This window comes from Janthinobacterium tructae (assembly GCF_006517255.1).
Taxonomy (GTDB): Bacteria; Pseudomonadota; Gammaproteobacteria; order Burkholderiales; family Burkholderiaceae_D; genus Janthinobacterium; species Janthinobacterium tructae.
Window position 1 is genome coordinate 2,398,538 of the sequence record NZ_CP041185.1, and the last position, 14,626, is coordinate 2,413,163.

Below are 14,626 nucleotides of genomic sequence, written 5' to 3' on the forward strand. Positions count from 1 at the left end.
TCTTACTTCCAAATATTCCAGGATGTCTGCATCCAGGCAGCGACGAAGACCAGGTAGACCAGCGTCAACGGGATAAACACTTTCCAGCCGAGGCGCATGATCTGGTCATAACGGTAGCGTGGGAAAGTACCGCGCACCCAGATAAACACCGAGACGATGAAGAAGGTCTTGGCGAACAGCCAGAAGAAGCCGCCGAAACCACCCCAGAACTCGAGGAAGGCAAATGGTGCGGACCAGCCACCGAGGAACATGATCGAAGCCAGCGCGCCGATCAGGATCATGTTGGCGTATTCGGCCAGCATGAACATGGCGTAGGCCATGCCCGAGTACTCGACCATGTGGCCGGCGACGATTTCCGACTCGCCTTCGACGACGTCGAACGGGTGACGGTTGGCTTCAGCCAGGCCCGACACCAGGTAGATGACGAACATCGGCAGCAGCGGCAGCCAGTTCCACGACAGGAAGTTCACGCCCTTGTCGGCAAAGAAGCCGATTTGCTGGCCGCCAACGATGTCGATGAAGTTCAGGCTGCCCGAGACCATCAGCACGATGACCATCACGAAGCCCATCGGGATTTCATACGAAATCATCTGTGCCGAAGCGCGCATGGCGCCCATGAACGAGTACTTCGAGTTCGAGGCCCAGCCAGCGATGATGATGCCGTAGACTTCCATCGAGGTAATCGCCAGCAGCATCAGCAAGCCCGCGTTGACGTTGGCCAGCACGGCTTGCGGGCCGAACGGCACGACCGACCAGGCGGCCAGGGCCGGCATGATGGTCATGATCGGGCCGATCACGAACAGACCCTTGGCGGCCTTGGACGGGATGATGATCTCTTTGAACAAGAGTTTCAGCGCATCGGCGATCGGTTGCAGCAAGCCCAGGGGACCGACGCGGTTCGGGCCGACGCGGATCTGGATCCAGCCGATCAGCTTGCGTTCCCACAAGGTCAGGTAGGCAACCAAGCCCATCAGCGGCAACAGCACGCACAGGATCTTGATCAGGGTCCAGAAGAACGGCCAGGAGCCGCCCAGCAAATCCTGGCCGCTGCTGTTGATGACGTTTACAAATTCAGGCAGAGCCATCAGATTTTCCCCTCTGCTGTTTCAACTGTGATGTCACCGAACATGCCGCCCAGGCTAGCCGTCGAGGCATGCGCCGCCGACACTTTGACCACATTGGCTGGCAGGCCGGCATGGATTGCCGCCACCAGGATGGCGCTGCCGGAGCCTTGCGCCACTTTGACCTTGTCGCCTGCCTTGATGCCCAGCTTCTCGGCCAATGCTGGCGACAGATGCGCTTGCGGCGCGGCGCCGTCGACCGTGCGCAGCAGCGGTTCGGAGCGGCGTACCAGCGCGTCGGCGAAGTAGATCGGCACGTCGGCGATGCGTTGCAGTGCCGGCGAAGCCGGTGCGTAGCTTGCCGCTTCCGGCGCGTTCCTGGCGATGTTGTTCAGCTGTGCCGACAGATCGGTCACGCCGGCACCAAACGCTTCGTCGCGGATCGCTTCGGAGGTGTCGTAGTCGAAACCGGCCAGGCCCAGGATGTTGCCCAGGACGCGCAGCACTTTCCAGGCTGGACGGGTATCGGCCAGCGGTTTGACGGTGCCGTTGAAACTTTGCGCGCGGCCTTCGCAGTTGACGAAGGTGCCCGAGGTTTCAGCGAACGGGGCGATCGGCAGCAAGACATCGGCGTAATCCATGCCGTGCTTGAAGGCCGACATCGCCACGACCATGTCGGCGCCATCGAGGGCGGCGCGCGCCGCTTGTGGATTGGCGGCATCGAGTTCCGGCTCGGCGTGCAGCAGCACGTAAGCTTTTTTCGGCACGGCAAAGGCAGCTTGCACATTGGCGCGCGGCTTGGCGACCAGGTGCGCGCCTACCGTGTTGGCCGCTTCCGTGAGGTAACCGAGCTTGGCGCCCGTCTGTTCGGCGATCCATTGCGCGGCAGCATGCAGTTGCGACGCTTGCGGGTGTTGCGTTGCCGCGTTACCCAGCAGCACGGCACCATGGTCGCCAGCCATCAGGCTGGCAGCGATGGCCACAGCCACGTCCGAAGCGGCAACCGCTTCAAAACCGGCTGGCGCGGCGATTTCCTTGGCTTTGGCAACAGCGACGACCACTTCCGACAAGGCCGCCAGCCAATCGCCTGGTGCCACGATCATCTTGTTGGCGATGCTGATCAGCTGATCATCGTCGGACGCGTGCAGGATCGACAGCTTGGCGCCGCCCTTGACGGACGCGCGCAAACGCGTGGCCAGCAGTGGGTGATCCTTGCGCAGGAACGAGCCGATGACGAAGGCGCGCTTGATCTGGCCAAATTCGCTGATCGGCATGCCCAGCCATGGTTTCACACTGGCGTCGAGTGCGAAGTCGGTCTGGCGCAGGCGGAAGTCGACGTTCTCGGAACCGAGGCCGTGGGCGACTTTTTGCAGCAGGACCAGTTCTTCGACGGTCGAATGCGGCGTTGCCAGCGCGGCGATGGCGTCAGCGCCATGCTCATGCTTGATGTTTTTCAAACCGTGCGCCACGTATTCCAGCGCCGTTTGCCAATCGACTTCTTTCCACTCGTTGCCTTGTTTCAGCATCGGGGAAGTCAGGCGTTCGGCACTGTCCAGCGCTTCGTACGAGAAACGGTCTTTGTCCGAGATCCAGCACTCGTTGACGGCTTCATTTTCCAGCGGCAGGACGCGCTTGACCTTGCCAGCTTTCACTTGCACGATCAGGTTGGTGCCCAGGCCGTCATGCGGGCTGACCGATTTGCGGCGCGACAGTTCCCACGTACGGGCGCTGTAGCGGAACGGCTTCGAGGTCAGTGCGCCAACCGGGCACAGGTCGATCATGTTGCCCGACAGTTCGGAGTCGACCGTCTGGCCGACGAAGGACACGATTTCCGAGTGTTCGCCGCGGCCGATCATGCCCAGCTCCATCACGCCGGCCACTTCCTGGCCAAAGCGTACGCAGCGGGTGCACTGGATGCAGCGCGACATTTCCTGCATGGACACCAGCGGACCGGCTTCCTTCGGCTGCACCACGCGCTTGTCTTCCTTGTAGCGCGATTCGCTCTTGCCGTAACCCACAGCCAAGTCTTGCAACTGGCATTCGCCGCCCTGATCGCAGATAGGGCAATCGAGCGGGTGGTTAATCAGCAAGAATTCCATGACCGACTTTTGCGCCTGCACAGCCTTATCGCTGGCGGAGCGCACGATCATGCCGGCACTGACCGGGGTCGCACAAGCGGGCAAAGGCTTGGGCGCCTTTTCCACTTCGACCAGGCACATGCGGCAGTTCGCTGCGATCGACAATTTCTTGTGATAGCAGAAGTGCGGAATGTAGGTTCCCAATTTGTTGGCGGCGTCCATCACCATGCTACCAGCAGGGACTTCGACTTTTTTGCCGTCTATTTCGATTTCAACCATGGTGATCGTTACCTGACGCAGCTTAGATATATGCGGGCACTAAGCAATGCTTGTGCTCGATATGATATTCAAATTCTTCACGGAAATTCTTAATGAAGGCCCGTACCGGCATGGCAGCCGCATCGCCCAGCGCGCAAATGGTGCGGCCCTGGATGTTGTCGGCGATCGAGTTGAGCATGTCCAGGTCGTCTGGACGACCCTGCCCCTGCTCGATGCGGTGCACCATGCGGTACATCCAGCCTGTGCCTTCACGGCAAGGCGTACACTGGCCGCACGATTCTTCAAAGTAGAAGTAGGACAGGCGCTCCAGCGCCTTCACCATGCAGCGTGTTTCGTCCATCACGATGACGGCGCCCGAACCCAACATCGAACCGGCTTTCGCGATCGAGTCATAGTCCAGGTCGGTCTGCATCATGATGTCGCCGCGGATCACCGGCGCGGACGAGCCGCCAGGGATCACGGCCTTGATCTTTTTGCCACCGCGCATGCCGCCTGCCAGTTCCAGCAGTTTGGCGAACGGGGTGCCGAGCGGCACTTCGTAGTTGCCCGGTTTTTCCACGTCGCCCGAGATCGAGAAGATCTTCGAACCGCCATTGTTCGGCTTGCCCATCGCCAGATATTTCTCTGGGCCGATGTTCAGCACGAATGGCACGGCCGCGAAGGTTTCCGTGTTGTTGATCGTCGTCGGCTTGCCGTACAGGCCAAACGAGGCAGGGAAAGGCGGCTTGAAGCGTGGCTGGCCTTTCTTGCCTTCCAGCGATTCGAGCAAAGCCGTTTCTTCGCCGCAGATGTAGGCGCCATAACCATGGTGCGCATGCAACTGGAACGAGAACTCGCTGCCCATGATCTTGTCACCGAGGAAACCGGCGGCGCGCGCCTCTTCCAGCGCCTCTTCGAAACGGGCGTACTCGGCCCAGATTTCGCCGTGGATATAGTTGTAGCCGACGGTGATGCCCATCGCATAAGCGCCAATGGCCATGCCTTCGATCAGCGCATGGGGATTGTAACGAATGATGTCGCGGTCCTTGAAAGTGCCCGGTTCGCCTTCATCTGTATTGCAGACGAGGTATTTCTGACCCGGGAACTGGCGCGGCATGAAGCTCCACTTCAAGCCGGTAGGGAAACCCGCGCCGCCACGGCCGCGCAAGGACGACGCCTTGAGGTCGGCGATGATCTGTTCCGGCGTGATTTTCTCTTCCAGGATACGCCGCAGGGCGCTATAGCCACCGCGGTTCACATAATCTTGCAAATGCCAGTTCTTGCCATCCAGATCCTTCAGGATCAATGGATCGATATGGCGGTTGTGGAGTGACGTCATTTCTTGAGTTCCTCCAGCATGGCGTCGATTTTCTCGTTCGACATCCAGCTGCACATGGTTTTATTACTGACCAGCAAGACCGGCGCATCGCCGCAAGCACCCATGCACTCGCCTTCAACCAGGGTGAACTGGCCGTCAGCGGTGGTTTCGCGGAAATCGATACCGAGTTTCTGCTTCAGGTATTCTGCAGCGCGCACGCCGCCCGACAGGGCGCATGGCAGGTTGGTGCACACGGTGATCTTGTGCTTGCCCACGGGCTTGACGTTGTACATATTGTAGAACGTGGCCACTTCCTGCACGGCAATCGCCGGCATGCCGATGTAATCGGCCAGTTCCTTCATGGTGTCCGGCGCCAGCCAGCCCAGTTCATCCTGGGCATGGGCCAGCGCGGCCATGACGGCCGACTGACGCTGGTCGGCCGGGTACTTGGCCAGCTCGCGGTCAATTTTCTTATAGCATTGCTCTGATAACAACATACTTTTTGCCTCTTAGCGGTCAATACTGCCGAACACGATATCTTGCGTCCCGATGATGGTCACGGCGTCGGCAAGCATGTGCCCACGCGCCATCTCGTCGAGCGACTGCAAGTGAGCGTAATCTGGCGCGCGCAGTTTCATGCGGTATGGCTTGTTGGCGCCATCAGACACCAGGTACACGCCAAACTCGCCCTTCGGATGTTCCACGGCGCTGTAGGCCTCGCCTGGCGGCACGTGGAAACCTTCGGTAAACAGCTTGAAGTGGTGAATCAAGGACTCCATGTTGGTCTTCATGTCGACGCGGCCCGGAGGCGCCACCTTGCGGTTGCTGGTCATGACAGGACCTTCATTGTTGCGCAGCCACTCCACGCATTGCTTGATGATGCGGTTCGACTGGCGCAGCTCTTCCACGCGGACCAGGTAGCGGTCGTAGCAATCGCCGTTGGTGCCGATAGGAATGTCGAAATCCATCAGGTCGTACACTTCGTACGGCTGTTTCTTGCGCAAATCCCACTGCACGCCCGAGCCGCGCAGCATGGCGCCGGTAAAGCCCATGGCCAGCGCATCTTCCGGCGAGACCACGCCGATGCCGACGGTACGCTGTTTCCAGATACGGTTATCGGTCAGCAGCGTTTCGTACTCGTCCACGGAATTAGGGAAACGGCGCGCGAAGTCTTCGATGAAGTCCAGCAGGGAACCCTGGCGGTTTTCATTCAGCCTGGAAATCGCCTTGGCGTTGCGGATGATCGAGGCCTTATGCTGCGGCATCGAATCCGGCAAGTCGCGGTACACGCCGCCCGGACGGTAGTAGGCCGCATGCATGCGCGCGCCCGAGACTGCCTCGTAGGCGTCGAACAAGTCTTCGCGGTCGCGGAAGCAATACAGGAACGGGCCCATGGCGCCGACGTCGAGCGCGTGGGTGCCGAGCCACATCAGGTGATTCAGGATGCGCGTCATCTCGTCGAACATGACGCGGATATATTGCGCGCGCAGCGGCACTTCCAGACCCAGCATCTTTTCGATGGCCATCACGTACGCATGCTCATTGCACATCATCGACACATAGTCGAGACGGTCCATGTACGGCACGGATTGCAGATAGGTCTTCTGTTCGGCCAGCTTTTCGGTGGCGCGGTGCAACAGGCCGATATGCGGGTCGGCACGCTGAATGACTTCGCCATCCATCTCCAGCACCAGGCGCAGCACACCGTGCGCGGCCGGATGCTGTGGGCCAAAGTTCAGGGTGTAGTTCTTAATCTCAGCCATTATTTCATCCCGTAATGTTCTTCGCGGATCACGCGCGGCACGTTTTCCCGCGGCTCGATCGTCACGGGCTGGTAAATCACGCGCTTTTGTTCCGGATCGTAACGCATCTCGACATAGCCGGAGACAGGGAAATCCTTGCGGAACGGATGGCCGATGAAACCGTAGTCGGTCAGCAGGCGGCGCAAGTCGTTGTGGCCTTCGAAGAGAATGCCCAGCAGATCGAACGCTTCGCGCTCGTACCAGTTGACGGCACGCCAGATATTCACCACGGACGGCAGCAGCGGCATGTCGTCATCGGGCGCGAACACGCGCACGCGCACGCGCCAGTTGTGCTTGACCGACAGCAAGTGCGAGACGGCCGCGAAACGCAGGCCATCCCAGCTACCGTCGCCATAGGTCGAGTAGTCGACGCCGCACAGGTCGAGCAATTGCTCGAAATGCAGGGTCGGATCGTCGCGCAAGGTCTGCATCACGGCCAGGTAGTCCTCGGCCTTGACGACCAGGGTGACTTCGCCCAGTGCAACCGTGGTACTAACGCGATCGCCCAGGGCAGTGCCGAGGGCGTTTTGCAATACTTCTAAATGTGTTGTCATAATCTGAAGCGGCCCGGTTAGCGTGCGATCGTGCTGGTACGCTTGATCTTGTTCTGCAACTGCATGATGCCGTACAGCAAGGCTTCAGCGGTCGGAGGACAGCCAGGCACATACACGTCGACGGGCACGATGCGGTCGCAACCGCGCACCACCGAATAGGAGTAATGGTAGTACCCGCCGCCATTGGCGCAGGAACCCATCGAGATGACCCAGCGTGGCTCTGCCATCTGGTCGTAGACCTTGCGCAAGGCCGGCGCCATCTTGTTGCACAGGGTGCCGGCAACGATCATGACGTCGGACTGACGCGGCGACGGACGAAACACGACGCCGAAACGGTCCATATCGTAGCGGGCTGCGCCCACATGCATCATTTCGACCGCACAGCAGGCCAGACCGAACGTCATCGGGAACATAGACCCGGTGCGCGCCCAGTTGATCAGCTTGTCGGCCGAGGTGGTGATGAAACCTTCGCTTAATACGCCTTCAATAGCCATGGCTTATTCCCAGTCAAGGGCACCTTTCTTCCAAATGTACCAAAATCCGACCACGAATTCAGCGATGAACACCATCATCGTGACGAAACCGGCCCAGCCCAGGTCGCGCATTGCAACGCCCCATGGGAAAAAGAATGCCGTTTCCAGATCGAACAAAATAAACAGGATTGCGACCAGATAGTAGCGCACATCAAATTTCATGCGCGCGTCTTCGAATGCTTCAAAGCCACATTCGTACGGGGAGAGTTTTGCTGCGTCAGGCTTGTGAGGGCCTAACAGGCGCCCCAGGAGCTGGGGAGCGATACCGACACCAAGGCCGATAATAATGAACAGCAGGACGGGGAAGTAATTTTCGAGGTTCACGATTGATAAGCTTATATTGAACGATCGGTTAAATGAGGACGCTGCGATCATTTGCAGCGTATCTAACGCACGACCCCAATCAAAGCTAAGACCAGGATCGAACGACACATCCTCGTAAAAAAAGCCAGCAACTTTGTACGAGCCATGGCTCGTGCGCCGTTGCTGGCTTCTGATTTCTGGTGCCGACGACGAGACTCGAACTCGTACAGCTTGCGCCACTACCCCCTCAAGATAGCGTGTCTACCAATTTCACCACGTCGGCGGTAAGGCCCGTATTCTACTCTGCTTTGCCGCTAAAGTTAATGCACAAATGCATCAAAACACAGATAAAAACGATAAATTTTTACATCTTCCAGCGCACCACGATTTTTTCCTGCTGCGCTGCCAAAACATTGAGCAATAATCTGCCCGTAATGAGAATTACTCTCGATGAGGTATCGAGATACTGCTCGGTGACACTGAATTACTTCGGAATCGCGCCTGCCGGGGTGCTGGCAACAGGGGCTGCCGCCGCTGGAGCGCTGGCCGCTGGCGCTGCCGCAGGTACCGTCGTCGGGATCGCGCCCGCGCCGGTGACAGGCACTGGCTTGACGACTTTATCCATCACGCCGCCGCCCACCGTGGTGGCGCGCTGATTGGCCATCAGCGACAGGGCCAGGGTGGCGCCGAAGAAGATCGCAGCGGCAACGCCCGTCGATTTCGACATGAAGTTCGACGAACCCGTCGCACCAAACAGGCTGCCCGAGGCGCCCGAACCAAACGCGGCACCCATGTCGGCGCCTTTGCCGTGCTGCAGCAACACCAGCGCGATAATCGACAATGCCGAAATAACCTGTACCACCACTACCAGATTGAACATCATGTTCATTGCAATTCCATTCTTAGTTTAAATTAATTCAATCAGCGGCGTGAATAATCGCCAGGAAATCCGCCGCCTTCAATGCCGCCCCACCGATCAGACCGCCATCGATATCCGGCATCGCCATCAATTCTTTTGCGTTCTCCGGTTTCATGCTGCCGCCGTACAGGATTTGCACGCCGGCGGCCGCTACCGCATTCTTTGCCGCCAGCTGGCCGCGCAATACCTGATGCACGTCCTGCGCCATTTGCGGCGTGGCTGTCTTGCCCGTGCCAATGGCCCAGACCGGCTCATAGGCCAGCACCAGTTTCGCCACGTCGTCGGCGGAAATCGCCGCCAGCACGGCACCCAGCTGCTGCGCCGCGACCGCGTCGGTCTGGCCCGCTTCGCGCTGCGCCAGCGTCTCGCCGATGCAGACGATAGGCGTAATGCCCGCCGCCAGCGCGGCAACCGTCTTGGCCGCCACCTGTGCATCGCTCTCGCCATGGTAGGCGCGGCGCTCGGAATGCCCGATCACCACATAGCAGCAGCCAAAATCCTGCAGCATGGCAGCCGAGATTTCTCCCGTGTAGGCACCGCTGGCGTGCGCGGAAACATCTTGCGCACCCCAGCCGAGAGGCGAGCCTGCCAATTGCGCCTGGCACTGCGCCAGATATGGCGCGGGCACACAGACGGCGCTGGCGGCGCCAGAGGCAGCCAGGCCAGCCACTATTTCAGACAATAACACCGCGTTCGAGGTGCGACTGCCGTTCATTTTCCAATTTCCGACGACGAGTTTGCGACGCATAGTAGCCTAAATTTTAATAACCCGTCATTCTAACCCCGGCACCGATGCCGGTCAAACAGGCAGCACCCCGTTTCAGGCAACTTGCAACATGATCTTGCCCACGTGCGTGCTCGCTTCCATCAAGGCATGCGCCTCGTTGGCTTTTTCCAACGGGAAAGTCTGATAGATCACGGGCTTGATCTTGCCCGCCTCGATCAGCGGCCAGACGGTGGTGCGCAAATGCTGCGCAATGGCGGCCTTGAAAGCGACCGGGCGCGGGCGCAGGGTCGAGCCGCTGACGCTCAGGCGGCGGCGCAGCACCTGCCCCAGGTCCAAGGTGGCCTTGCTGCCGCCTTGCACGGCGATCAGGCCGATGCGGCCGTCGTCGGCCAGGCAATCGATCTCGCGCGGCAGATAGTCGCCACCCACCATGTCGAGGATGACGTCGACGCCTTTGCCATCAGTCAATTCCTTGACGACGGCAACGAAATCTTCCGTGCGGTAATTGATACCCCGTTCGGCGCCCAGTGCCTCGCAGGCGCGCGCCTTCTCGTCGCTGCCGGCCGTGGCGAAGACGCGATGGCCAAGCGCAGCGGCCAATTGAATGGCCGCCACGCCAATGCCGGACGTGCCGCCCTGCACCAATAAGGTTTCACCGTCGGCCAGCGCGCAGCGGTCGAACACATTACTCCACACGGTAAAGAAGTTTTCCGGCAAAGAGGCGCCTTCCAGCGCCGTCAAGCCTTTGGGCAGGGGCAGGCACTGGCCGGCGGGCGCGGCGCAGTATTCGGCATAGCCGCCGCCCTGCACCAGCGCGCAGACCAGGTCGCCTTTTTTGAATTCAGTATTGCTAAAGTCGCCATCGACGACTTCGCCCGCCACTTCCAACCCCGGCAAGTCGGACGCGCCGGCCGGCGGCGCATACTTGCCCAGGCGCTGCAGCACGTCAGGGCGGTTGATGCCGGCCGCGTGCACCTTGATCAGCAGTTCGCCCGCCTTATATTGCGGCATGGGACGCTCCGCGATCTGCAAAACGTCGGCGGGACCTGGCTGGCTGATGGCAACTGCACGCATGGCGGGACTCTTTCAAGGGAAAACGGCGATTGTACGCCAAGCCGCTCTCCCCTGCAGACCGCCCCTTCTTCTTAGCCGGCGCCCGTCTTCGACTGGCGCGGCAGCGGCGTGCCGGGCTTCCATTTCGCCGACAGGGCCTGGCCTTCCTCAACTTGCTCATGCGTCATCTTGCGCACCACGGCGGCGCGCTGGTCGGCCGCATTCGCGTTGCCATTCGCCGCCGCCAGGTTCCACAGCATGTAGGCGATGACGTTATCCTGTGGCACGCCACCCATGTGGTAGCGGTACATCAGGCCCAGCACCTGCTGCGCCTCCGCATGGTTCTGCTCGGCCGCCTTGCGGAACCAGCCCACGGCCTGCTTGTGGTCCTGCAGTACGGCGTTGCCCGTGTAATACATGGCGCCCACCACGTACTGGGCATCGGCCTTGCCCTGCTCGGCCGCCTTGCGGTGCCAGAACATGGCTTGCTTGTAATCCTGCGGCAAGCCCCGTCCCATGTAATACATCAAGCCCAGCAAATGCTGGGCATCGGCGTTACCGGTCTTGGCAAGAGGCAATATTTCCTTGTAAGCCAGCGTGTAATTCTTGTTGTTGTAGGCGCTGGCGCCTTCGGCGAAGCCAGCCCGCGCGGGTAGCTGTATCGTCAACAGCATGAGTAATGTAATGATCAGTTTTTTCATCGGAATGGGATGTGGTCTGACTACTTATTCTTGTCCTGCCGAAAGCATGCGGCAGGATGCTTTTACTTCCAGCTAACTTTGCCCAGGCCCTCGACGCTGACATCGCGGTTGGCCGGCTTGCCGTACACCACCACCGAACCGAGTCCGCTCAGGTTCAGCTTGGCATTCGTATGGGCATTCACCGTGGCATTGCCGAGGCCGCTCAATTCCAGGTTCACGGCATCCGCTTCGAATTGCTGCGCATTCAGGCTGCCCAGGCCGCCCAGGCTCGCTTTCAGCGTGCGCCCGCGTCCGCCCAGCACCACCGAGCCGGCGCCCTGCAAGTCCAGCTCGGCCCGCTCATTGTTGCCGATCCAGAGCTGCATGCTGCCCACGCCGCCCAGGCTGGCATTGAGCTTGCGGTAGTCGCCCACCAGCTTGATGCTGCCCGCCCCTTCCAGCGACAGGGTCAGTTCCTCACCCTTGAAACCCGTGATATCCGTGCTGCCAAAGCCTTCCGAACTGACTTCGCGCAAATTCGGCAGAACCAGGTCGGCGCGGATCGACGAAGGGCCGAGCTTGAAGCCGCGCACTTCCGTCTCGATGTGCAGGGTATCGCCGCTTTGCGCCGTGCTGACGTCGGCGATGTAGCGCTTGTCGGCCGTGATGCTCAAGGACGCCACGTTGCCCTGGCGAATGCGCACTTCCATCACGCCGTCGAGCTTGACGCGTACCACGCGGGCGTCGACGTTGCGCATTTCCAGCAAGCGGGTCTCGGCGGCCACGCAGCGCACCAGGCCAAAAGTCGCCAGGAACAGCAGCGCCAGTTGCAGTATCTTCTTCATGTAGTGCATCCTCGGTATCTTGTTTTTATGTATTGCGGCGCCCGCGTTGGGCGACCGACATTGCATCGCGCCTTGCACTCTAGCAGCGCGGAAAATGACTGGCAATGATTATGCAAAACGGGCTTTTTCGGCGGTACTCAGGCGCTTGGCCTTGACCACCACCACGTGCATGGCAGCCTTGTTCGCTGGCGCGGCCACGGTGGCCGTGGAACTGGCCACTTGCAGGGCCGGAGCGGCCGGGGCGATGGCGTAGCAGCTGGCGCTGAGCAGGATAGCGGCGGCAACGGCAATGACTTCCATGTTTTTAGCGACGTTCATGTGAATCTCCTCGGGTGTCTGGCGGTGGGCTTGCGGTATGGTGTCACTATAGCCATACCGCCCCCGGCAGACACGCCGATTGCGACGAACTGCGCTTTTGGCAGGCTGGCCTGACAAAAACGCGGATAAACGTGCCGAACAAGCGTCGCTACTGCTGCGCGCTTAAAACTCTTCCCACTCGTCGGCGCCGGACTTGGCTGCCTTGACGGGCTTGGCCGCCGACAGCGCGCGGGCCGGCGCACGTGGCACCGATGCGGCCGGCTTCGCCTTGAGGCGCGTCACGGGCGCGGGTACTGTGGCAGGGTCGGCATCGCCGAGGCGGAACATGCCGACGGCCTGCGCCAGGTCCACCGCCTGCTCCTGCAGGCTTTCCGCGGCAGCGGCCGCTTGCTCGACGAGGGCCGCATTTTGCTGCGTCATGGTATCCATGTGCGTGACGGCCGTATTGATCTCGCCGATGCCGGCACTCTGTTCGCGGCTGGCCACGGTGATCTCGCTCATGATGGTCGTCAATTGCTGCACCGAGGCCACCACCTGATCCATGGTCAGGCCCGCTTCATTGACGAGGCGCCCGCCCGCATCGACCTTCTCCACCGAGTCGCCGATCAATTCCTTGATTTCCTTCGCCGCGCCAGCAGAGCGTTGCGCCAGGTTGCGCACTTCGGACGCCACCACGGCAAAGCCCCTGCCCTGCTCGCCCGCGCGCGCCGCCTCGACGGCCGCGTTCAGGGCCAGGATATTCGTCTGGAAAGCGATGCCGTCGATGACGCCGATGATGTCGACGATCTTGCGCGAACTTTCCTGGATGCCGGCCATGGTGCCCACCACTTGCTGCACCACGCGGCCGCCCTTGGCCGCCACTTCCGAGGCGGACATGGCCAGTTCGTTGGCCGCATGCGCGTTTTCCGCATTCTGCTTGACGGTCGAGGTCAGTTCATCCATCGAACTGGCCGTTTCTTCCAGAGCGCCCGCCTGCGCTTCCGTGCGCGAGGACAGATCGGCGTTGCCGGCGGCAATATCGGCCGACTCGCTGCGCACCAGGGTGCTGATGCTGCGGATCTGTACCAGCACGGTGGCGATCTTTTCCACGAACAAATTGAAGGCCTTGGCGATCTGCGCCAGTTCGTCCGCTCCTTGCGCGTCGAGGCGGCTGGTCAGGTCGCCGTCGCCCGTGGCGATCGCTTCCATCGCATCGCGCACCAGGCCCAGGCGGCGCAGGGCGCGCGCCACCAGCACGCTCAATACCGTGGCGGCCAGGGCCAGCACCAGCAAGGCCGTCAGGGCCGAGGCGCGCAGCATGGAGCTCAGGGCTTGCGTCGCTTCGGCGCGGTCGAGCACGGTCGCCAGCAGCCAGTCGCTGCCCGGCACTTTACTCACATGCAAGATGCCGTTACGCTCGCCGAGGCGAATGGCGGCGCCGTCGCCGCTCTTTTCAATATCGGCCAGCGCCTGCGCGCTCAGGCCCGGATCGAGCTCGGCCAGCGGCTTCAGGGTCAGCTTGCCGTCAGGATGGGCGATGATCTTGCCGCCGCCATCGACAAGAAAGCCGTAGCTGGACGGCGTCGGCTTGATCGAAGCGACGTTTTGCACCACGGCATCCATCATCACGTCGGCCGCCAGCACGCCCGTCACGCTGCCCTTGCCGCCCAGCGGCTCGGCAAACGTCACCACCAGCTTGCCCGTGCTGGCACCGATATACGGCGCCGTGATGACGGGGCCGCCCGATTCAGAGGCCAGCTTGTACCAGGGCCGCGCCGTGGGATCGTAGTCGGCGGCGCGCTGGCGCTCCTGCGAAAAGACGGCGTGCTTGTCGGCAAAGCCGATATACGCCATGTCGAACGTGCCCGCCTGCTCGGCCGCCTTCAGGGCCGGCAGCGGATCGGCCGCCGTGGCGCCCTGCTTGAGCGAAGCGACGACAGCCTGCTTGGAACGCAGCCATTCGGCGATGGCCGCCGCATGGCTGTGCGACAACTGCAGCATCTGCGTGTCGAGCGCGGCCAGGGTGCTGGAGCGCGTGGTGAAGAAATTGGCGATGGCCACAGCCAGCATGGCCAGCACGACGATGGAAACGGCGATGGCGATCAGCCGTGCCTTAAGGGAGGACAACATGGTGCATCCAATAAAAAAGGGAAAATCGGGAGGGATGCGCCATGGTCAGGGAATAAGATTTTGTCGTC

Annotated in this window: 15 protein-coding genes and 1 tRNA gene; all 16 read right to left on the reverse strand. The window is 61.0% G+C overall.

Annotation, left to right across the window (positions count from 1 at the left end):
- Nucleotides 1-2 precede the first annotated feature (2 nt).
- Nucleotides 3-1,085: an NADH-quinone oxidoreductase subunit NuoH gene (gene nuoH, locus FJQ89_RS10495; RefSeq protein WP_071076363.1), complete on the reverse strand. Its 1,083-nt coding sequence runs from the start codon at nucleotides 1,083-1,085 to the stop codon at nucleotides 3-5.
- The gene (nuoG, locus tag FJQ89_RS10500) at nucleotides 1,085-3,418 is read right to left on the reverse strand and encodes an NADH-quinone oxidoreductase subunit NuoG (RefSeq protein ID WP_141170143.1); all 2,334 of its coding nucleotides are present in this window, start codon (nucleotides 3,416-3,418) and stop codon (nucleotides 1,085-1,087) included. Before nuoG ends, nuoH begins: the two co-directional genes overlap by 1 nt.
- 22 nt (nucleotides 3,419-3,440) lie before the next feature.
- Nucleotides 3,441-4,736, reverse strand: coding sequence for an NADH-quinone oxidoreductase subunit NuoF (gene nuoF, locus FJQ89_RS10505; RefSeq protein ID WP_141170144.1), 1,296 nt, complete (start codon nucleotides 4,734-4,736; stop codon nucleotides 3,441-3,443).
- The gene (nuoE, locus tag FJQ89_RS10510) at nucleotides 4,733-5,212 is read right to left on the reverse strand and encodes an NADH-quinone oxidoreductase subunit NuoE (protein WP_071076360.1); all 480 of its coding nucleotides are present in this window, start codon (nucleotides 5,210-5,212) and stop codon (nucleotides 4,733-4,735) included. Before nuoE ends, nuoF begins: the two co-directional genes overlap by 4 nt.
- Nucleotides 5,213-5,224: 12 nt before the next feature.
- Nucleotides 5,225-6,478 carry an NADH-quinone oxidoreductase subunit D gene (locus tag FJQ89_RS10515; RefSeq protein WP_141170145.1) on the reverse strand — a complete coding sequence of 418 codons (1,254 nt, stop codon included), beginning with the start codon at nucleotides 6,476-6,478 and terminating at the stop codon, nucleotides 5,225-5,227.
- Entirely contained in the window at nucleotides 6,478-7,071 is a 594-nt protein-coding gene (locus tag FJQ89_RS10520) for an NADH-quinone oxidoreductase subunit C (protein WP_101482092.1), read from the reverse strand. The genes FJQ89_RS10515 and FJQ89_RS10520 overlap by 1 nt, the downstream gene beginning before the upstream one ends.
- Before the next feature lie 17 nt (nucleotides 7,072-7,088).
- Complete coding sequence (locus FJQ89_RS10525) at nucleotides 7,089-7,565, reverse strand: NuoB/complex I 20 kDa subunit family protein (RefSeq protein ID WP_010399733.1); 477 nt, start codon at nucleotides 7,563-7,565, stop codon at nucleotides 7,089-7,091.
- A gap of 3 nt (nucleotides 7,566-7,568) precedes the next feature.
- Nucleotides 7,569-7,928, reverse strand: a complete 360-nt coding sequence (locus FJQ89_RS10530; protein ID WP_071076971.1) for an NADH-quinone oxidoreductase subunit A — start codon at nucleotides 7,926-7,928, stop codon at nucleotides 7,569-7,571.
- 177 nt (nucleotides 7,929-8,105) lie between these two features.
- Nucleotides 8,106-8,190: transfer RNA gene (locus FJQ89_RS10535), tRNA-Leu, on the reverse strand.
- Nucleotides 8,191-8,391: 201 nt separating this feature from the next.
- Nucleotides 8,392-8,796 carry a preprotein translocase subunit SecG gene (gene secG, locus FJQ89_RS10540; RefSeq protein ID WP_034749996.1) on the reverse strand — a complete coding sequence of 135 codons (405 nt, stop codon included), beginning with the start codon at nucleotides 8,794-8,796 and terminating at the stop codon, nucleotides 8,392-8,394.
- Nucleotides 8,797-8,824: 28 nt separating this feature from the next.
- Nucleotides 8,825-9,574 carry a triose-phosphate isomerase gene (gene tpiA / locus FJQ89_RS10545; RefSeq protein WP_141170146.1) on the reverse strand — a complete coding sequence of 250 codons (750 nt, stop codon included), beginning with the start codon at nucleotides 9,572-9,574 and terminating at the stop codon, nucleotides 8,825-8,827.
- 72 nt (nucleotides 9,575-9,646) lie between these two features.
- Complete coding sequence (locus tag FJQ89_RS10550; protein ID WP_141170147.1) at nucleotides 9,647-10,627, reverse strand: NAD(P)H-quinone oxidoreductase; 981 nt, start codon at nucleotides 10,625-10,627, stop codon at nucleotides 9,647-9,649.
- 71 nt (nucleotides 10,628-10,698) lie between these two features.
- Nucleotides 10,699-11,307: a tetratricopeptide repeat protein gene (locus FJQ89_RS10555; RefSeq protein WP_141170148.1), complete on the reverse strand. Its 609-nt coding sequence runs from the start codon at nucleotides 11,305-11,307 to the stop codon at nucleotides 10,699-10,701.
- A 62-nt stretch (nucleotides 11,308-11,369) separates the two neighbouring features.
- A complete protein-coding gene (locus FJQ89_RS10560) occupies nucleotides 11,370-12,131 on the reverse strand; it encodes a GIN domain-containing protein (RefSeq protein WP_141170149.1) in 762 nt (253 codons plus the stop codon).
- 108 nt (nucleotides 12,132-12,239) lie between these two features.
- Nucleotides 12,240-12,449: a hypothetical protein gene (locus FJQ89_RS10565; RefSeq protein WP_141170150.1), complete on the reverse strand. Its 210-nt coding sequence runs from the start codon at nucleotides 12,447-12,449 to the stop codon at nucleotides 12,240-12,242.
- A gap of 162 nt (nucleotides 12,450-12,611) precedes the next feature.
- Entirely contained in the window at nucleotides 12,612-14,558 is a 1,947-nt protein-coding gene (locus FJQ89_RS10570; RefSeq protein ID WP_168208438.1) for a methyl-accepting chemotaxis protein, read from the reverse strand.
- Between the last annotated feature and the right edge of the window lie 68 nt (nucleotides 14,559-14,626).